General features: G+C 69.0%; 16 protein-coding genes. 8 read left to right on the top strand and 8 right to left on the bottom strand.

Annotated elements, in window-relative coordinates; genetic code table 11:
• Positions 1–3 precede the first annotated feature (3 nt).
• Positions 4–765, bottom strand: coding sequence for a 2-keto-4-pentenoate hydratase (locus WS95_RS00670; protein WP_059821723.1), 762 nt, complete (start codon positions 763–765; stop codon positions 4–6).
• A gap of 293 nt (positions 766–1,058) precedes the next feature.
• On the opposite strand from WS95_RS00670, the gene WS95_RS00665 reads away from it, so the two are divergent.
• The 5 genes from WS95_RS00665 to WS95_RS00645 all read left to right on the top strand — a co-directional run bounded on the left by WS95_RS00665 (position 1,059) and on the right by WS95_RS00645 (position 5,142).
• On the top strand, positions 1,059–1,538 hold the full coding sequence (locus WS95_RS00665; RefSeq protein WP_034209330.1) for a universal stress protein: 480 nt from the start codon (positions 1,059–1,061) through the stop codon (positions 1,536–1,538).
• Between the two features lie 13 nt (positions 1,539–1,551).
• Positions 1,552–1,743 (top strand): DUF2964 family protein, encoded by a 192-nt coding sequence (locus WS95_RS00660; RefSeq protein ID WP_059782419.1) that lies wholly within the window; start codon positions 1,552–1,554, stop codon positions 1,741–1,743.
• Between the two features lie 167 nt (positions 1,744–1,910).
• Entirely contained in the window at positions 1,911–3,647 is a 1,737-nt protein-coding gene (locus tag WS95_RS00655; RefSeq protein ID WP_059821721.1) for a site-specific integrase, read from the top strand.
• A gap of 164 nt (positions 3,648–3,811) precedes the next feature.
• On the top strand, positions 3,812–4,135 hold the full coding sequence (locus tag WS95_RS00650; protein ID WP_034209328.1) for a TfoX/Sxy family protein: 324 nt from the start codon (positions 3,812–3,814) through the stop codon (positions 4,133–4,135).
• 86 nt (positions 4,136–4,221) lie between these two features.
• Entirely contained in the window at positions 4,222–5,142 is a 921-nt protein-coding gene (locus tag WS95_RS00645) for a hypothetical protein (RefSeq protein WP_059821719.1), read from the top strand.
• Between the two features lie 27 nt (positions 5,143–5,169).
• Here WS95_RS00645 and WS95_RS00640 read toward each other — a convergent pair whose 3' ends face one another.
• Together WS95_RS00640 and WS95_RS00635 are read right to left on the bottom strand one after the other, a co-directional pair.
• Positions 5,170–6,321, bottom strand: coding sequence for a branched-chain amino acid ABC transporter substrate-binding protein (locus WS95_RS00640; RefSeq protein WP_059821718.1), 1,152 nt, complete (start codon positions 6,319–6,321; stop codon positions 5,170–5,172).
• Complete coding sequence (locus WS95_RS00635; RefSeq protein ID WP_052100423.1) at positions 6,318–7,589, bottom strand: NAD(P)/FAD-dependent oxidoreductase; 1,272 nt, start codon at positions 7,587–7,589, stop codon at positions 6,318–6,320. Before WS95_RS00635 ends, WS95_RS00640 begins: the two co-directional genes overlap by 4 nt.
• Before the next feature lie 231 nt (positions 7,590–7,820).
• Here WS95_RS00635 and WS95_RS00630 point away from each other — a divergent pair, with 231 nt between their 5' ends.
• Complete coding sequence (locus WS95_RS00630; protein WP_034209325.1) at positions 7,821–9,233, top strand: aminotransferase-like domain-containing protein; 1,413 nt, start codon at positions 7,821–7,823, stop codon at positions 9,231–9,233.
• Positions 9,234–9,242: 9 nt separating this feature from the next.
• On the opposite strand, the gene WS95_RS00625 is transcribed toward WS95_RS00630, so the two are convergent.
• Positions 9,243–11,426 carry a DUF4132 domain-containing protein gene (locus tag WS95_RS00625; RefSeq protein WP_059821716.1) on the bottom strand — a complete coding sequence of 728 codons (2,184 nt, stop codon included), beginning with the start codon at positions 11,424–11,426 and terminating at the stop codon, positions 9,243–9,245.
• Positions 11,427–11,992: 566 nt separating this feature from the next.
• On the opposite strand from WS95_RS00625, the gene WS95_RS00620 reads away from it, so the two are divergent.
• A complete protein-coding gene (locus WS95_RS00620) occupies positions 11,993–13,417 on the top strand; it encodes an aminotransferase-like domain-containing protein (protein ID WP_059821715.1) in 1,425 nt (474 codons plus the stop codon).
• 57 nt (positions 13,418–13,474) lie between these two features.
• Here the strand turns inward: WS95_RS00620 and gcvA are convergent, their stop codons facing one another.
• A complete protein-coding gene (gcvA, locus tag WS95_RS00615) occupies positions 13,475–14,395 on the bottom strand; it encodes a transcriptional regulator GcvA (RefSeq protein ID WP_059821713.1) in 921 nt (306 codons plus the stop codon).
• 98 nt (positions 14,396–14,493) lie between these two features.
• Here gcvA and WS95_RS00610 point away from each other — a divergent pair, with 98 nt between their 5' ends.
• The gene (locus WS95_RS00610; protein WP_257139521.1) at positions 14,494–15,867 is read left to right on the top strand and encodes an aminotransferase class III-fold pyridoxal phosphate-dependent enzyme; all 1,374 of its coding nucleotides are present in this window, start codon (positions 14,494–14,496) and stop codon (positions 15,865–15,867) included.
• Positions 15,868–16,056: 189 nt separating this feature from the next.
• Here the strand turns inward: WS95_RS00610 and moaD are convergent, their stop codons facing one another.
• From moaD to moaA, 3 genes are read right to left on the bottom strand one after another with little or no spacing between them, the layout of a single operon-like run.
• Complete coding sequence (gene moaD / locus WS95_RS00605; RefSeq protein ID WP_034209321.1) at positions 16,057–16,314, bottom strand: molybdopterin converting factor subunit 1; 258 nt, start codon at positions 16,312–16,314, stop codon at positions 16,057–16,059.
• 52 nt (positions 16,315–16,366) lie between these two features.
• Positions 16,367–16,936: a molybdenum cofactor biosynthesis protein MoaE gene (locus tag WS95_RS00600; RefSeq protein ID WP_034209320.1), complete on the bottom strand. Its 570-nt coding sequence runs from the start codon at positions 16,934–16,936 to the stop codon at positions 16,367–16,369.
• A gap of 47 nt (positions 16,937–16,983) precedes the next feature.
• A complete protein-coding gene (gene moaA, locus WS95_RS00595) occupies positions 16,984–18,108 on the bottom strand; it encodes a GTP 3',8-cyclase MoaA (protein ID WP_059821710.1) in 1,125 nt (374 codons plus the stop codon).
• Between the last annotated feature and the right edge of the window lie 105 nt (positions 18,109–18,213).

The raw sequence follows: 18,213 nt of genomic DNA, 5'->3' as shown, positions 1-18,213 counted from the left end.
CCGTTACGCGGTCAACGTCACCGACAGGCTGCCGAGCTCGCCGTAGCGGACCGTCAGCGCATCGCCGAGCGGCACCTCGATCGCCCCCGCGTACGAGCCGGTCGTCACGATCTGGCCGGCGCGCACCGCATCGCCGCGCGACGCGAGGAAGTTGACGAGCCACACCAGCGGCTTCAGCGGATCGCCGTCCGGATGACTGCCGTCGATCGTGCGGTTCAGCGCGCCTTCGAACGACAGCGCGAGCGTCGCGAGCGGCGCGTTCAAGCCGTCGGGCACGACCGGGCCGACGCACAGCCCCTGGTTGAATTGCCCGTCGGCCAGCAGCTCGAACTTCGACGCGCGCGCCGGCTCCGCATAGCGGCAGCCCAGTATCTCGAGCACGACGCGCACTTCCCGGATCGCCGCCCGCACGTCGCGTTCGTCGTACGGCTGCTCGCGCGCGGGCAGGTCGCGATCGAGCACGAACGCGATTTCCGGTTCGATCCGCACGATCGGCCCGCCGACGACACGGTACGGCGCATCGGCTTCGCCGATCGTCGACGCGAAGATCGGCGCGAGGATCACGCGATCGGGCGGCGGCAGCGCGCATTTCCATCCGCCGACGGGTTCGCCGAGCAGGTCGGCCACGCGCTGCTGGATCGCGAGCGCGGTGTCGATGTCGTCGGGGCGCAGTGCATCGGGCAACAGCGGGCCGGGCGAGCCGGCATGGCGGGCGGCGACGAGATGCTGGGCGGCGCCGTCCACGCGTTCGATAGTCGTTGTCATGTCGGTTGAGCGAGTTGAAAGTGGGGCCGGAAAAAAGGGCCGGACGAAAGTCGCACGTTCGATGATAGCGCCTTCGGCGCGATGGCTGCTCGAAAGCGCGTCGGCGCGCGCATGGCCGCCCCGGTTCGCGGCCTGGCCGACAACGCGAGCCCCCTTTCCGTCGTGCCGTTTTGCCGCATGTGCGGCCGCTGCCGCGCTTGACCGCCGTCAAGATTCGAACCCGCCGTCGGCCGATGATGGAGACATGGCCGGGCGCGACGGCGCGCGCGGCAACTCACCCCAGCGAGGTTCGCATGTACGAGAAGATCATGGTGGCCGTCGACGGCAGCGCTTCGTCGAAACAGGCACTGGCCGAGGCCGTGAAGGTGGCGCTGGCGGGCGATACGCACGTCAGCGTCGTGTACGTGGTCGACAAGTCGGCGCTGTTCACGTATGCCGGCCGTCTCGATCCGCACGCGCTCGTCGAGGAGATTCGCGACGACGGGCGCAAGGTGCTGCGCGAAGCCGAACGGATCGTCGCGCTGGCCGGCGCGAAAGGAGAAGCCGAACTCGTCGAGACCGAGAGCATCGGCGAGGACGTCGCGGAACGCCTGCAACGTTACGTGAAGGAGCGCGGGATCGATCTCGCGGTGGTCGGCACGCACGGGCGGCGCGGTATCCGGCGCGTGCTGCTCGGCAGCGTCGCAGAACGTTTCGTGCGCCGCGCGACGTGCCCGGTGCTGCTGATTCGTGGCGACGACGCCGACGAGCCGGCCGCCGCGGCCGCGGCATGACGTGGCGCGCACGATGATACGCCGCCAGTACCGGATCGTCGTCGCGGCTATCGCCGTGTTCGTGTCGCTCGTCGGCATGATGGCCGTCGTGACGGGCCTGCTGTTCGATGCGGCGACGGCGCTGCGCGGCGGCGCCGTTGCGTTGATCGTCGGCGTGGCCGGCTTCGTCGTGATGCTGAACCCGGGGCCGAAAGACGACGCGTGACCCGCACGGAAGCGGGGGCGGCGCGCGTCCGGGCCCGGTGTCGCGACGATCGACCCGATGCGCTTGCGCGATGCCCGGCGGGTTCAGGGCCGCGCATGCGCATCGTCCCGTTCGGGAGGGGGCGGGCGGCGTATCCGGCCGCGCGCGCTTCTGTCAAACTGGCGCCCATGAAACCGCGCCTCGCCTCACCGCTTTCCCCCGATTCCGCGCCTGCGCCCGCAGGTTTTCCCGACGCCGACGAACTGGCCGCGCTGCGCGCGTGGTACGCGGGCATGACCGTGCGCCAGGCCGTCGAGCGCTACCTGCCCGACCGGCTCGGCGACGGACGGTCGGCGCGCGGCGTGATCGGCGCCATTCGCCGGCGCCTCGTGCGCATCGCGCGGCAGGTGGGCCGCGCCGATCTCGCGGAACGGCTCGGCCATCCGGACGGCGAGCGTTTGCGGGAGGCGAAAGGGGCAACCGACGCGATCGGCCTGCTGCGTCATGCGCGCGCGCCGGTTCCGCAGATCGGCGACGACGTCGGCCTGTGGTTGCCGGCGCGCGCGGTCGCGGCATTGCGTGCACACGGGATCGCGACGCTCGCCGACCTGACCGTGCGGATTCCGCGCCGGCGCCAGTGGTGGCGTGCGATCGAGGGCCTCGGCATGGCCGGCGCGCGGCGCATCGAGGCGTTCTTCGCCGCGCATCCGGAGCTGACCGAACGCGCGCGTGCGCTGATCGCCGCGACGCCGCGCGGCAGCATCGTGCCGTGGGAGCAGCTGAAGCTGCCGCACGAAGTCGACGGCTCGGCCGGCACGTTCCGCGCGCCGCGCGCGACCAGCACGCTCGATGCGGACAACGATTACGCGGCCGTGCACGCGTGGCTGTCGCTGCACGAATCGGCCGCGACGCGGCGTGCGTACCGGAAGGAAGCCGAGCGGCTGATCCTGTGGGCGATCGTCGAGCGCGGCCGCGCGCTGTCGTCGCTGACGACCGAGGATGCGCTCGCGTATCGCGCATTCATCCGGCGGCCGACGCCGCACGAACGCTGGGTCGGCCCCGTGCGGCCGCGCGGCGCGCCCGACTGGCGGCCGTTCTCGGGTGCGTTGTCCGCGCGGTCCGCGGCGTACACGCTGTCGGTGCTCGGCGCGCTGTTCCGCTGGCTGATCGAGCAGCGCTACCTGCTCGCGAATCCGTTCGCCGGCGTGAAGGTGCGCGACACGCGCGGCGCGACTCCCCTCGATATGTCGCATGCGTTCACCGAAGGCGAGTGGCTGCTGGTTCGCACGATCGCCGACGGGCTCGAGTTCCGCAAGCGCACGGGCGACGCCGCGCCGCAGTCGGGCTGGACGCCGGCCGCCGCGCAACGGCTGCGCTTCATTCTCGATTTCGGCTATGCGACCGGGCTGCGCGCGAGCGAACTGGTTGGCGCGACGCTCGGCGACATCGAGACGGACGCGCACGGCGACGCGTGGCTGAAGGTGATCGGCAAGGGCAGCAAGGCCGCCCGCGTCGCGCTGCCGCCGCTCGCGCGCGCGGCGCTCGATCGCTATCTGGTCGCGCGCCGGTTGCCGGTCACGCCGGCGCGCTGGCGGCCCGCTACGCCGCTGATTCCGAGCCTCGCGGAAGACGACGCGGCCGCGATCACGAGCGTGCGGCTGTGGAAGGTGATGCAGCGTTTCTTCGCGCAGACGGCCGATAGCGTCGAGGCCGACCACCCGGCGCTCGCGCACAAGCTGCGCCAGGCGAGCCCGCACTGGATGCGGCATACGCATGCGACGCACGCGCTGGCGCGCGGCGCGGAGCTGACCACGGTGCGCGACAACCTGCGGCATGCGTCGATCTCGACGACGTCGATCTACCTGCATGGCGACGACGTGAAGCGGGCGCGGCAGATGTCGAGTGCGTTCGGCGCGGACAAGTAGGCGAGTCGGACGCTGCCGGCCGGCGCCGCGCACACGACGGCAGCGGTCGATGCTTGGGCGCGTTACGCGTGCGCGAATGCATGACGCACCGCAGCGTATCGGCAGACAAGACGGAACGGTCCGGCGCGCACGACGGTCATAAACTTTTTCATCGGGAGCGGCGGATGGCATCGAGCCAGAGCACGGTCGATTTCATCGTCGAGCAGATCGCGGCGGCCGGTACGGTATCGGCGCGCAAGATGTTCGGCGAATACGGCATCTATTGCGACGGCAGGATGGTCGCGCTCGTCTGCGACGACCGGCTGTTCGTCAAGCCGACGCCCGAAGGCCGCGCGTATCTCGGCGCGTGCGACGAAGCCCCGCCGTATCCGAGCGCGAAGCCGCATCTCGTCATCGCCGGCGATCGCTGGGACGAGCGCGAATGGCTGTCGACGCTGATCCGGATCACCGCCGCGCAATTGCCGCTGCCGGTGAAGCGCGGCCGATGACGAGCGAGTCGGATGCCGCGCCGCGCAGCCGGCAGGCGTATTCTGTGACACATGCGCGCGACCATCGTGCGCCAGGGAGTACCAACATGGAGACATCCGCAGCTTCGCGCGGCACGCGGCGTGCGCGCCGCGCCTGGCACGCGCTCGTCGCAGCCCTGTGTGTCGGCTGGAGCGCGCTGTCGTTCGGCGCGGAGGGCGCGAACGGCGCGGCCGCGCTGCTCGACCGCTACCGCAGCCTTGGCGCGCAACTGAAGGACAACGCGTTTCACCGGCCCCTGGTGCTCGAATCGTCGGAAGCGTCGTCGTCGCTGAAGGGCGACATCTATGCGGTCGTCGATTATCCGTTCGCGGTGGTGAACGGCCAGCTCGACGATCCCGCACGAGGCCCCGCGAACTGGTGCGCGGTGCTGATCCTGCACCTGAACACGAAGTACTGCCACGCAGCGAGCGGCGCCAACGGCGCGGTGCTCGACGTGAACCTCGGCCGCAAGATCGAGCAAAAGCTGTCGGACACCTATCGCGTGCAGTTCCGCTACCGCGTGGCGGCCGCGACGCCCGATTATTTCCAGGTCGACCTGACCGCCGACAGCGGCCCGATGGGCACGAAGGATTACCGGATCGCGCTCGAGGCCGTGCCGGTCGGCGCGTCGCGCACGTTCCTGCACCTCACGTATTCGTATGGCTTCGGCACGGTCGGCCGGATGGCGATGAAGACCTATCTCGCGACCGTCGGCAGCGACAAGGTCGGGTTCACGACCGTCGGCGCCGCGTCGGCCGCGCAGCCGCAGTACGTCGGCGGCGTGCGCGGGCTGCTCGAGCGCAACACGATGCGCTACTACCTCGCGATCGACACGTATCTCGCGACGCTCGACAAGCCGCTCGATGTGCGCCTCGCGCGCTGGTTCGACGCGACCGAGCAGTACCCGCAGCAACTGCACGAAGTGGAGCGCGGCGCGTATCTGCAGATGAAAACGCAGGAGGTGCAGCGGCAGCAGACGGCGCGATGACGGTGCAGCCCGCTCGCGCTCCCGGCATCAGTTCGACGCGCCGCCCACCGTGCGGATGCTGCGCCACTGCCCCTGGTCGACGCGGAACAACGTGTACGGCGGCTTGATCAGGTCGCCGCGCTCGTCGAAAGAGATCTTGCCGGTCACGCCGGTTACCGACACGCCCGGCAGGCTCGTGACGATCTTGCCTCGATCGAGCGAATCGGCCTTGTGGACCGCCGCGATCATCGCGAGCGCCGCGTCGTACGCGAACGGCGCGTACAGCTCGACGTCCTGGTTGAAGCGCGCCTTGTAGCGCTGGGCGAATGCGACGGCGGACGGCAGCTTGTCGAGCGCGGGGCCGGGCTCCAGATCCTGCGTGCCTTCGCCCGCGTTGCCGGCGATCTTCAGGAATGCATTGCTTTTCAGTGCGCCGGCGCCGAACAATTGTGCACGGATGCCGAGCGAGCGCATCTGCTTGACGAGCATCGCGCCCTGTTCGTCGAGCCCGCCGAAGAACAGCAGGTCGATGTTGTTGCTCTTCATCGTGGTCAGGATGCCGCGGAAGTCGACGGCCTTGTCGTTCGTGTATTCGCGGCCGACGATGGTGCCGTGCGCGTCCTTCACGCCTTTCTCGAACGCATCGGCGAGGCCCTGGCCGAACGCGGTGCGATCGTCGATGATGCCGATCCGCTTCGCCTTCAACTGCTCGACCGCGAAGCGGCCGGCCACCACGCCGCCAACGCCGTCGTGCCCCATCGTGCGGAACACGTTTTTGAAGCCTTGCATCGTCAGTTGCGGATTGGTCGAGCCGGGCGTGATCATCGCGATGTTCGCCTGCTTGTAGACGGCCGACGCCGGAATGCTGCAGCCCGAGTTGTAGTGGCCGATCACGCCGACCACACCGTCGTCGACGAGTTTCTGCGCAACCTGGATCGCGATGCGCGGATCGGCCTGGTCGTCCTGCACGTCGAGCACGAAGCGCACCGGCTTGCCGCCGATGGTCGGATGCTTCGCGTTTTCCTCGTCGAGTGCGAGCTGCGCGCCGTATTGCAGATCCTTGCCGACGCGCGCGACCGGCCCCGTCAGCGGACCGGCGAAGCCGATCCTGACGGTTTCCGGGTCTGCGGCGTGCGCGGCCCCCGCGACCGTGCCGATCGAGCAGACGGCCAGCCATGCCAGCCAGTGACGACGATTCATGATGCCTCTCCTTGCGTGGGTGGAAGTCGCGGCGCGCGTCGGAATCGCGCGGCCCGGTACGGTGTGAGGTCCAGCGGCGGTGCGCGCCGGGCGACGAGGTCGGCGACGAGCTGCCCGGTGACGCCGGCGAGCGTCACGCCGAGATGCTGATGACCGAATGCGTGGATCACGCGCGCACTGTCGCGTGCGCGGCCGATGACGGGCACGCCGTCGGGCAGCGTCGGCCGGAAGCCGAGCCAGCTGCGCGTCGGCGTGCCCAGCGACGGCACGGCTTCGCGCGCGGAACGCGTGAGCAGCGCGACGAGCGACGGGTTCATCGGTGCGTCGAAGCCGCCGAGTTCGACGGTGCCGGCCGCGCGCAGCCCTTCGTCGAGCGGCGTCATGTAGAAGCCGCGTTCGGCCCAGCCGACCGGCCGCGTGACGATCGGTTCGTGCGCGCCGAACTGCACGTGATAGCCGCGCTCGGTGTCGAGCGGCACCGCATCGCCGCACGCGGCCGCGAATTCGCGCGAGCGGGCGCCCGCGGCGACGACGACGTGATCGAACCCACGCACCGTGCCGGCCGCCTGCACGTTCACGCTGTCGCCGGCGGGCACGATCCGCTCGACGCGGACGCGTTCGAGCGTCGCGCCGGCGGCGGCGAGTTGCGCGAAGAGCTCGCCGAGAAAGCCGTGCGGATCGGAGAAGTGCCAACTGCCGACGAACAGCACGCCGCGCGTGAAGATCGGTGCGAGCGCGGGTTCGAGTGTGCGGATCGCGCTCGCGTCGAGCGTCTCGAACGGCACGCCGAGCCGGCGCCGCAGCGCGAGCGACGGTTGCGCGGCATCGAACGACGCCTGCCGGGCGTACAGGTACAGGCATTCGCGCGGCCGCACGAATGCCGCGAGCCGCGCCGACGCGAGCAGCGGCGCATAGCCGTCGGCTGCGCGCGACAACAGGGCGGCCAGTGCGCTCGCGCTGCGTGCGTGGCGCACGGGCGTCGATGCGAGCAGGAAACGCGCGAGCCACGGCGCGCCGTGCAGCAGATAGGGCCAGCGGATGCGCAGCGGGCTGTCGGCGCCGAACAGGAAGTGCGGCAGATTGCGGAATACGGACGGGCCGTTCACCGGCACGCAGCCGTACGGTGCGAACGTCGCGGCATTGCCGAACGACGCGCCTTCGCCGATGCCGGCCGGATCGAACAGCGTCACGCGATGCCCGTCTCGTTGCAGCCATGCCGCCGCGCCGAGCCCGATGAAGCCTGCACCCACGATGGCGATCTTCGCCATGACGCTTCCCCTTGGGTCCACATGATTCACACAAAGATGCGATCAAGAATCACACAGTAATTTTTTGTGTGCAATAAAAAAGAAATTGTGTGGTGTCGGCGTTTACCCGGTTTCAATACGTTGATTCTGCAGACTTTTCCGTAAGCGTTTGACGGGGTGGGGATGTCATATATAATCGCTGGGCAAGTCAAAACGGCAGACAAACGTTTTTTGTGTGGTCACGGGCGACAAATGGCATCGGACAAACTTTCCGGCGAGCGCGACGGCGGCCTGCCGACGCAGGCGAAGCGGCCGACTTATGTCGAGGTCTCGAGCTCGATCGAGGCGGAAATCCGCAACGGCACGTATCCGCCGGGCAGCCGCCTGCCGCCGCAGCGCCAGCTCGCGACCGAGCTCGGCATCAACGTGTCGACGGTGTCGCGTGCGTACAAGGAGCTGCAACTGCGCGGCCTCGTGATCGGCAGCAAGCGGCGCGGCTCGCTCGTCACCGGCGGTGCGATGCCGAGCATCGAGCCGGCCCGCGCGTCGCTCGCGGCCGGCAACGGCGCGATCGACCTGACCGTCAACCGGCCGGCCACCGGCGAATTTCTCGCGAGCCTCGCGCAGACGTTCGGCACGCTGCCGAATGACCCGCGTTTCGCCGCGTTGCAGGAATACCAGCCGCCGCAGGGGCCCGACTGGGCGCGCGCGGCCGGCGCGCAGTGGCTTGCCGCGCCCGGTTTCACGCCGTCGCGCGACCAGGTGGTCGTCACGAGCGGCGCGCAGCACGGGTTGTATGCGGTGCTGAACAGCCTGATCGGCACCGATGGCGTGATCGTTGCCGATCGCCTCACGTACTACGGCCTGAAGGCGCTTGCGCCGGTGTTCCAGTTCGAGATCGTCAGCGCGGCGGCGGACGACGACGGCCTGCTGCCCGACGAGATCGAGCGGATCTGCCAGCGCATGCCGGTCAAGGCGATCTTCGTCGTGCCGAACCTGCAGAACCCGACCGTGACGACGATGAGCCTCGCGCGCCGGATGGCGCTCGTGGACATCGCGCGGCGCCATCACGTGACGATCATCGAGGACGACGTGTACGGCCCGCTCGTGCGCGACCGGCTGCCGGCGATCGCGGGGCTGTGCCCGGAGCTGACGTTCCATCTCGGCGCGACGTCGAAGATCCTTGCGCCGGGGCTGCGCCTCGGTTACCTGAGCTGTCCGCGCGACAGCGTCGCCCTGTGCGCGGAAGCCGTGCGCACCACCGCATGGATGCCGGCGCCCGCGTCGATGCTGATCGCGACGCTGTGGATCGAGGACGGCACGGCCGCGCGGATCATGGCCGCGCAACTCGCGGAGATTCGTGCGCGCGTCGATCTGGCGCGGGAACTGCTGCCGGCCGGGCAGTTGAAGTCCGACCCCGCCTGCATGTTCGTGTGGCTGCGGCTGCCGCCCCCATGGCGCGCGGACGATTTCGCCGCGAATGCGAAGGCGCGCGGCGTGATCGTGATGCCGTCGTCGACCTTCGCGGTCGACCGCGCGGAGATCGAGCACGGCGTGCGCATCAACCTCGCGTGCCCGGCCACGCGCGACGAACTCGTCAACGGGCTGCGGATCCTGTCCGGCACGCTGAAGGACCGGCCGCGCGCGCTGTTCGGGTCGATCTGACGGCGCCGCTCAATCGAGCAACCCCGCGACGACGTCGACGATCCGTTGCAGCAGCGCTTCGTCGTAAGGCAGCCACGGCGCCGCGCGCAGCGGCGACGGCGGCGACGGCGGCGGCGCGGTCGTCGCATCGACGGGTTCGCCGTCGCGCGTCACGCGGCCGGTCGCGCAATGCACCGACCATGCGCCCACGCGCACGTGGCGTTCGTCGATCGTCATTCTTCCTTGCGCGATCGCGTCGGCGAACACGAGCGACAGCACGTGCTTGCGATGCCGCGCCATCACGCCGAGCGGCAGATCGGACAACCGGTTCAGGCGCTGCTGGCGCTCGGATTCGAGATCGCGCAGGCGGACGGGGTCCGCCGCGAGCGTAGCGGTGGCCGCACGTGTCGCATCGTCGTCGAGCGCGAACGCGGACACGCTGACGAGCAGGTCGACCGCACGCGCCACTTCGGAGAACACCACACGATCGATTTCGCCGATCGGCAGCGGCAGCCAGCGTGCGCCGTGTCGGCGTTCGAAGTGCAGCCGGCGCGACGTACCGTGGCTTTCCGAACCCGGATAGAGCCGCGCATCGACGACGAAGGTCGCGCGCACGTCGCCGAATTCGCGGACGAGCGCATCGTCGTACGCGCGGATCGACCAGCCTTCGCGGCGCGCAACGCCGAGCAGCGGCCGGCTCGACAGCACGTGACCTTCGAACATCGCGGAATCGCTGGCCGACGCGTCGCCGTCGCTCGGCACGTAGTACTCGCGGAACGCCTGCCTGACCGGTTGCCGCAGCGTGCGGCCGACGATCGCGCGCTGCCACGCGAGCCGTTCGGCCGCGTCGGCCAGCAGCGGGTGCCATAGCCGGATCTCGCAGTCGTCGGCGATCTCGCACGCTTGGTCGGCCGCATCGCGCAGCACGACCTTGCCTTTGGCGATATCGGGGATGAATGATTGCGTCGAACCGTCGCCGTTTTGTGCCCGCCAGATCATCCGCGCCGCGAACGCGGCGCCGGCCGGCGCGTCGACGAGCCGCTCGCGCCATTCGGCGTGGCCGAGCGTCATCAGCTGCCAGAAACCGGCCTCCATGCACGTGGCGAGCATCGCGAGTTGCTTCTTGTCGGGCTTCGCATCGAGCGTCATCCGCAGCGCGGTGCGCGGCCGTTCGCCGAGTGCGCGTTCGGCCGGCTTCAGGTTGCGCGCGAGTTTCTTCTGCACGCCCGCGTGACGGACGACGGCCAGCGCGTCGCGCAGCGCGCGCACGCCCTCGGGCGTCGGGATCGTCTCGATCGCATGGCCGAGCGCGATGGCGAGCGATTGCGACGGCGCGGTTTTCGCGGCCGTCGGCGCAACGCATACGCCCGTCAGCAGCGGCCCGATCAGCGGGCGCAGCCATGCTTCGTCGCGATACGCGGCCACGCGCGCGGCGCGTGACAGAACTTGCGCGTCGTCGGTCGTGAACGCGCGATCGGCTTCGTAGGGCACGGTGCCGGCATGCAGCGCGGCGATCTGTTGCGCGGCTTCGGTCAGCGCGTCGCGCGCGAACGCGACGTACGCGGCCTCTTGCGCGAGCGTCACGGCCGGATCGCTGAGGTCGAGCCACAGCCGCTTCGGCGCGAAATAGCCGTCGTTCGTCGCAGCCAGTGCGAGCAGCGCGGCCGCGCCGAGCTCGGGCAACACGTCGAGTTCGCGCACGCGAAACGGCGAATCGGCCAGCGCCTGCGCATAGGCGTCGCGCCGCGCCGAGAAGTCGCGGCGGCCCGCGAACCAGTCGAGCGCATACGCGGCATAGGCGGAGGCCGCGCGCAACCCGCCTTCTTCCGGTTCGCCGGCGATCCGCGCGAGTTCGGCCTGCAGCGCAGCCGACGGCAGCGCGTCGAGGCACGGCAGATCCTCGAGCGCGCGTTTCCAACCGCCGGCCGGAATGGCGCCAAACAGTTCGAGCGCCGCATCGGCGTCGATGAGCGGCACGAGGCCGAGCGCATCGATCTGCCGGTGCAACGTGCGCGCGAATTCGGCGCGCGGATCGCCGAACGCCTGGTCGCGCACCAGGATCTCGTGCTCGACACGCCGCAACGCCGGCCAGATGGCGCCGAGCGTGGGCGCGTCGAGCGCCGACAGGTCGATGGGCGCGTCGATGGCGCTTGCGTGGGCGGTGGCGTCGGTCAGCCGCGCGATGAGTCGCGCAACGAGGGCGCGATCAGTCATGTGTGCGCTCCCGGTCCGCTGCGGCGTTCCGGCGCGACTTCTTCCGTGCCGGTCCCGCGACGCGTATCGCGCCGCCGAGGCCGGCTGCCGATTCGATCGTGTACTGCATGGTCTGCTCTCATCGTGAAAACCTGCGGGGCGCACAGTATTGCACTCTGCTTGATCCGATCGCGCGGTGGCCCGTGCGGCGGGCCTCCCGGGCGCGTCCGGCGCCGTCGCGCCAGCTGGCCAACCGGCCGTCCGCCATTTCATAAGACGTACAGTTTTCCCGCGATACGCGATTTGCGCCGAACTGTACTCTTGTTCGCGCGCTCGATGTGTGTACTCGCCGCCAACTGTTCTTCTCTTAAGATCCAATCATCAAGTGCACAGTGCCGCAGATCCAGGTGGTCCGGACCCCTGCCGGCGCATCTTCAAGAGAGAGCCAGTGCGATGGAAAAGGCAAAACCGGAGGGAAAGATCAGGAATCACGACGGCCCGATCGGCGGGCGAAACACGTGCGACGCGTGCGTATCGGACGCACACGGCGGCGCGGCGCGGCTGCGCATGCCGGCGGGAGACGCACGATGAAACTCTATGAAAAGCTCGCGGACGACATCGAGCGCCTGATCCGCCAGGGCGTGTATCGGCACGGCGACCGGATTCCATCGGTGCGGCAGGCGAGCCAGCAGCACCGGATCAGCATCACGACCGTGCTGCACGCGTATCTGCTGCTGGAGAGCCGCGGGCTGCTCGAAAGCCGGCCGCAGTCGGGCTATTTCGTGAACCTGCGGCGCGACGACAGCCATGCGCCGGTTCGCGAACTGCGGCCGTCGAAGCCGATCGCGATCTCGTCGTCGGTCGACGTGAGCCGGCTCGTGCTGTCGACGCTGCGCTCGATCGGCACGGACGACGCGGTGCCGCTCGGCTCGCCGTATCCGGACCCGAGCCCGTTTCCGTTCGAGAAGCTGAATCGCTACGCGTACGCGGCCGGCCGCGACAAATCGCTGTGGGGCGTGACCGACGGATTGCCGCCGGGCCACCCGCGGCTGATCCGGCAGATCGCGCGCCGCTACCTGGAAAACGGGATGTCGGTGGATCCGAACGAAATCATCGTGACGGTCGGTGCGACGGAGGCGATCAACCTGTGCCTGCAGGCGGTCGCGAAGCCGGGCGACACGATCGCGGTGGAGTCGCCGACGTTCTACGCGATGCTGCACGCGATCGAGCGGATGGGGATGAAGGCGATCGAAGTGGCCACGCATCCGGAATACGGGATCGACATCGCGGCGCTGGCCGCGATCGCGAAATCGCAGCCGATCGCCGCGTGCATGGTGATGCCGAACTTCCAGAACCCGCTGGGCTTCCAGATGCCGGACGAGCGCAAGCGCGAACTGGTTGAGTTCGCAACCAAAGCCGGGATGCCGATCATCGAGAACGGCGTGTACAACGAACTGTATTTCGGCGACACGCATCCGAGTTCGCTGAAGTCGTACGACCGCAGCGGGATCGTGCTGCATTGTTCGTCGTTCTCGAAGAGCCTGACGGCCGCGTACCGGATCGGTTGGGCGCTGCCGGGGCGCTATCGCGATCAGGTCGAAAAACTCAAATTCCTGAACACGCTCGCGACGCCGTCGTTGCCGCAGCTCGCGATCGCGGAGTTTCTCGAGCGCGACGGCTACGAGCATCACCTGCGGCGCTTGCGCAAGGCGTATGCGCAGCAGGCGAACCTGATGCGTGCGATGGTGTCGCGGTTCTTTCCGGAGGGCACGCGCATGTCGAGCCCGGCGGGCGGTTACGTGCTGTGGGTCGAACTGCCCGCGCAGGTCGATGCGATGCGGTTGTACCAGCTCGCGCTGGAGCAGGGGATCACGATCGGGCCGGGCTACATGTTCTCGATCACCGACAACTACCGGAACTTCATCCGGCTGAACTACAGCAGCCCGTGGTCGCCGGAAATCGAGCAGGCGGTGATCGCGGTCGGGAAGCTGGCTGCGGCGTGCATGCGGTGAACGGGCGAGCGACGTGGATCGCGGGCGGCGGGCCCTGCCGCGTGCGATTCATGTCGTTCAACCCCAACCGGTTGCCGAAAACGACCGTGCGGCCGATCGCAGCCAACTGCAGAAGGCGTCGATTTGGGGCCGCGCGGTGGCCGCACGTGTCGTCAGCAGGTGGTAGCTGTAAGGCCCCCGCACCGGGTTGCCCGGCGCAATGGCCAACAGCCCCTGCCTGACCGCATCGGCGGCGAGGACGTCCGACGCCACGGCCACGCCCTGGCCCGCGATCGCGGCATCGAGCGTCAGATAGGTGTGCGAAAAGCTCGGCCCCTGTCGCAAACGCGCCGTGCTCGCGTGCACGTCCTGCATCCGGCACCAGCGCACCCAGTCCACCTGCTCCGGAATGCGGGCCTCGTATTCGTCGTGCAGCAGGGTTGCACGCAGCACGTCGTCCACGGTGCGCAACGGCTTGCATAGCGACGGTTGGCCGACCGCGAGGAACGTCTCCGACATCAGCGTTTGCGCGACGAGCCCCGGATAGGGGCCCGGACCCAGGCGGATCGCCACGTCCACGCGCTCGCGGCTGAAGTCGACGGCGGGTACCGAAGCCAGCAGGCGCACCTCGATATCGGGATGCAGCCGCCGGAACTCGCCCAGGCGCGGCATCAGCCAACGCGTGACGAACGACGGCATCGCGGTGACCGTGACCTCCGGCGAATCCGCGGCTTGCCGGATGCCGAGCGACGCGCGCTCGAGCTCGTCCATCAAGCGCTCGATTTCGACGAAGTAGCGCCGTCCGATTTCCGTCAACTGGACGGACCGGGCGCCGCGCATGAACAACGGCGTGCCCAGCCACTCCTCCAGCAGCCGCACCTGATGTCCCACTGCACCGGAAGTGACGCATAGCTCGTCCCCCGCACGGGCGAAGCCGCCATGGCGCGCAGCGGCCTCGAATGCGCGCACGGAGAGCAGGGGCGGAAGTTGTCGTGGCATGACTCAATCAAATTGCGGCTCAGTGTGGAAACGTTTGATTTGTTGCGCGGGAAATGCGTGCTTAATCTGGAAGCCTTCTGTCACGAGGCTCAGAAATAGTGGGCCATGCCATTTCCGGAGTCAACATGGATCTCAGCATTCACGGCGAGCCGAATCCCGCGCTCGCGCCGTCGTTTCGAAAGGTGCTCGTGCCCTGGGCGGTCCAGGGCGGGCTCAATCCGCCGGTCATCACGCATGCGCACGGATGCTACTTCTACGATACGAACGGCAAGCGTTACCTGGACCTCACCAGCGGTTATGTCGCGGTGTCGTTGGGTCATGGCCATCCGAAGGTGGTGCAGGCGATCCAGGCGCAGGCCGCGCGCATGTGCTCGGTCGCGCCCAGCTACTTCAACGACGTGCGCGCCGAATACGCGGAGCTGCTGAACAGCGTTTCGCCGTGGCCGGAGGGGCTGCGCGTGCATTTCACCAGCGGCGGTGCCGAAGCGAACGACGACGCGGTGAAGATCGCGCGGCTGGTGACACGCCGGCCCAAGGTGCTGACCGCCTATCGGTCGTATCACGGCGGCACCCTCGGCGCGAGCGCGATGACGGGTGTGGACCGCTGGCGCGATCCGTTCCCGGCGCTGCCGGGCATGGTGAAGTTCTTCGCGCCGTACCCGTACCGCAGCCCGTTCCATACGTCGGAGCCGGCCGAGGAGACCCGCCGCGCGCTCGATCACCTGGCGCGCATCCTTTCGCATGAAGGCGCACAAAACGTGGCCGCGATCCTGATGGAGCCGATGACCGGATCCAGCGGTGTCGTCGTCTACCCGCCGGGCTATCTCGAAGGCGTTCGCGACCTGTGCGACCGGCACGGCATCCTGCTGATCTTCGACGAGATCATGACGGGCTTCGGGCGCACGGGCGCATCGTTCTGCGCCGAGCGCGTCGGTGTATTGCCGGACCTGATTTCGTTCGCGAAGGGGGCCAGCGCGTCGTACACGCCGCTCGGCGGTGTCCTGGTGCGCGAAGGCGTGGCCCGCTACTTCGATACGGAGCTCTTCGATGTGGGCCATACGCATGCGGGCCACGTGCTGGCGGTCGCCGGCGGCCTCGCGGCGCTGAAGGTCTATCTGGAAGAGGGCCTGTTCGAGCGGGCGCGCGAGATCGAGGGCTGGCTGCGCGACGGTCTCGGCGAGTTGGCGGAGCGTCATCCGTCGATCGGCGACGTGCGGGGCATGGGCGCCCAGTTCGGCATCGAGCTGGTGCGCGATCGCGACACCCGGGAGCCGCTCGTCGAGTGGCACCACCCGGCGGGAGCGGCGCCGATGCGCGTGTTCTATGGTGAGCTGCTGAAGCGTGGCGTCCATGCGTACGGGCGCTACAACGTGGTGATCGTGACGCCGCCGCTCGTCATCTCGCGCACGGAGCTGGACGAGGGGCTCGACGCGCTTGATGCGGCGTTGACGGTGTTGGAGGCTGGGCGATGACCTGCGTGGACTTTTCGTATCGCGAAGCGGGTGGCGTGGCAACGCATGGTGCGCAACGTGCCGCGCAGTTTGCCGTCGGGCGACGTGAGCGCGCTCGAGAATCCGGCTGCGCCTGTCGCATGGCAGGCGCAGCCGATCAGGGCGCGGCATCACGGATCGACGTCGAGACCGGCGTTGCGCGGGGTGACGTCATCCACCCGTCACCGGCGGAAAGAACGCGACCTCGCTATCCTCCCGCACGACGAATTCCCCGGTCACCATTTCGAGGTTTACGGCCGCGCGCACGGGGCGGTCCATCCGCAGCGCGTCGGCGCTGCGCGCGTCGCGGGCGGCCAGCGTGCCGCGCAGTGCGTCGACGGTGAGTTCGTGCGCATCGATCTCGACGGTTTCCTCGTCGAGCGCCAGTTGTTCGCGAATGCTCGCGAAGTATTTGATCGTCAGTTTCATCGAGTTGTCTCGGGCAGGAGCGGCGGAATCGGAAAACGCGAAGCGAACGCGGTCAGCCCCAGCGCCGCATCGCCTGGTCGTCGTGCGCCTTCGCCTCGACCCAGCCGGATTCGCCGTCGTGCCGGATCTCCTTCTTCCAGAACGGCGCATGGGTCTTCAGGAAATCCATCAGGAATTCGCACGCATCGAACGCGGACGCACGATGCGCGGCGGCGACCACGACGAGCACGACGGGCTGGCCGAGCGGAATGCGGCCGACGCGGTGCACGATCCTGATCGCTTCGAGCCGCCAGCGCGCAGTCGCTTCCTCGACGATGCTCCACAGCGCCTGTTCGGTCATCGTCGGGTAGTGCTCGACTTCCAGTGCGACGACGTCGTCGACGTCGCCTTCCTTGCGCACGACCCCCAGAAAATTCACGACCGCGCCGACATTCGGATTGCGAACGATCGGCGCAAGCTCCGCGCCCGCGTCGATCGGCGCATGCTGCACGCGCACTTCGAATCCGGCGGCAATCGCGGGCGCCGATTCGGGATGCGGGGCGGTTGCATCGACGGGCGGCGTGCTGCCGGCACGCAGCGGATCGTCCGGTAGCCCGGCGCGGGATTCGGTGAAGGTCGTCATGACAGGTTCTCCAGTGGGCGGCGCATCCTGTGTCGCGCGGCGGCCCGTCAGCCGCCGACGAGCGACATGCGCACGGTCGGATAGGTCTTGCCCGGCGCGCGGGCCGGCCGTGCGGCCCGGCGCTCGGAATAGCGGTCGTCGCGCTGCGTCCAGCATGCGCGCACGGCGGCGGCGAGATCGCCGGTCGAGGCCGCATCGCCGAGCCACGGCCGCAGGTCGGTGCCTTGCATCGCGAACAGGCACGTATACAACTGGCCGTCGGCCGACACGCGGGCGCGCGAGCAGGTACCGCAAAACGGATGCGACACGCTCGCGATGAAGCCGACTTCACCCGCGCCGTCGATGTGCGCGCAACGGATCGCGGTGGCGTCGTGCCCCGGTTCGCCGACCAGCACGAGCGGGTAGTGTGCGTCGATCAGCTCGCGCATCCGCGCGGCCGGCACGACTTTGTCGCCGGACCAGAAGCTTGCGCCGCCGACATCCATGTATTCGATGAAACGCACGGCCACGCCCGTGTGCCGGAAGTGCCGCACGAGCGGCAGGATCTGGTCGTCGTTGACGCCGCGCTCGATCACCGCGTTGACCTTCACCGGCGCGAGCCCGGCCGCATGCGCGGCCTCGATGCCGGCCAGCACGCGCGATACCGGCACGTCGGCGTCGCTCATCCGGCGGAACACCGTGTCGTCGAGCGCATCGAGGCTCACGGTCACGCGCGACAGGCCCGCATCGCGCAACGCGCGCGCCTTCGCGGCGAGCAGCGAGCCGTTGGTCGTCAGCGCGATTTCGACGGGCTTGCCGTCGACGGTCGTCAGCGCGGCAAGCCGTTCGATCAGCGCTTCGAGATGGCGGCGCAGCAGCGGCTCGCCGCCCGTGATGCGGATCTTCTCGACGCCGAGCGACGTGAAGGCGCGCGCGATCTTTTCCAGTTGCGCGAACGACAAGCGTTCGGACGACGGCATGAACGCGTAGTCCGCGCCGAAACTTTCGCGCGGCATGCAGTAGCCGCAGCGGAAATTGCACTGGTCGATGACCGACAGGCGCAGGTCGCGCAACGGACGGCCGAGCGTGTCGGACGGCCGGGAGAAAGCGCCGGGCGATGCGTCGCCGGACGAAGCGGCGGCGGCCGGCGCGGCGGAAACGATGGCATTCACGATCGGGTCGTCGGCCTGCATGAAGTAAGCGGAGGGGCATCGCCGCTCGGCCGTGCGGGTGCCGACGGGTCGGCGCACAGGTCGTGACGAGCCTCATCGTGAGCATAGTCCGGCGGGTTTTCCCGG

Source organism: Burkholderia sp. MSMB1826 (genome assembly GCF_001526325.1).
GTDB lineage: Bacteria > Pseudomonadota > Gammaproteobacteria > Burkholderiales > Burkholderiaceae > Burkholderia.
Note: the sequence above shows the minus strand (reverse complement) of the source record. Positions and strands in the feature narration are given on the sequence as shown.

What these genes read in the sequence shown, in the direction of transcription:
- moaD (WP_034209321.1), bottom strand. Translation starts at nt 16,314, where the DNA reads ATGAAACTGACGATCAAATACTTCGCGAGCATTCGCGAACAACTGGCG.
- WS95_RS00670 (WP_059821723.1), bottom strand. Translation starts at nt 765, where the DNA reads ATGACAACGACTATCGAACGCGTGGACGGCGCCGCCCAGCATCTCGTC.
- moaA (WP_059821710.1), bottom strand. Translation starts at nt 18,108, where the DNA reads ATGCAGGCCGACGACCCGATCGTGAATGCCATCGTTTCCGCCGCGCCG.
- WS95_RS00650 (WP_034209328.1), top strand. Translation starts at nt 3,812, where the DNA reads ATGGCATCGAGCCAGAGCACGGTCGATTTCATCGTCGAGCAGATCGCG.
- gcvA (WP_059821713.1), bottom strand. Translation starts at nt 14,395, where the DNA reads ATGCCACGACAACTTCCGCCCCTGCTCTCCGTGCGCGCATTCGAGGCC.
- WS95_RS00635 (WP_052100423.1), bottom strand. Translation starts at nt 7,589, where the DNA reads ATGGCGAAGATCGCCATCGTGGGTGCAGGCTTCATCGGGCTCGGCGCG.
- WS95_RS00630 (WP_034209325.1), top strand. Translation starts at nt 7,821, where the DNA reads ATGGCATCGGACAAACTTTCCGGCGAGCGCGACGGCGGCCTGCCGACG.
- WS95_RS00655 (WP_059821721.1), top strand. Translation starts at nt 1,911, where the DNA reads ATGAAACCGCGCCTCGCCTCACCGCTTTCCCCCGATTCCGCGCCTGCG.
- WS95_RS00645 (WP_059821719.1), top strand. Translation starts at nt 4,222, where the DNA reads ATGGAGACATCCGCAGCTTCGCGCGGCACGCGGCGTGCGCGCCGCGCC.
- WS95_RS00625 (WP_059821716.1), bottom strand. Translation starts at nt 11,426, where the DNA reads ATGACTGATCGCGCCCTCGTTGCGCGACTCATCGCGCGGCTGACCGAC.
- WS95_RS00660 (WP_059782419.1), top strand. Translation starts at nt 1,552, where the DNA reads ATGATACGCCGCCAGTACCGGATCGTCGTCGCGGCTATCGCCGTGTTC.
- WS95_RS00665 (WP_034209330.1), top strand. Translation starts at nt 1,059, where the DNA reads ATGTACGAGAAGATCATGGTGGCCGTCGACGGCAGCGCTTCGTCGAAA.
- WS95_RS00640 (WP_059821718.1), bottom strand. Translation starts at nt 6,321, where the DNA reads ATGAATCGTCGTCACTGGCTGGCATGGCTGGCCGTCTGCTCGATCGGC.
- WS95_RS00620 (WP_059821715.1), top strand. Translation starts at nt 11,993, where the DNA reads ATGAAACTCTATGAAAAGCTCGCGGACGACATCGAGCGCCTGATCCGC.
- WS95_RS00600 (WP_034209320.1), bottom strand. Translation starts at nt 16,936, where the DNA reads ATGACGACCTTCACCGAATCCCGCGCCGGGCTACCGGACGATCCGCTG.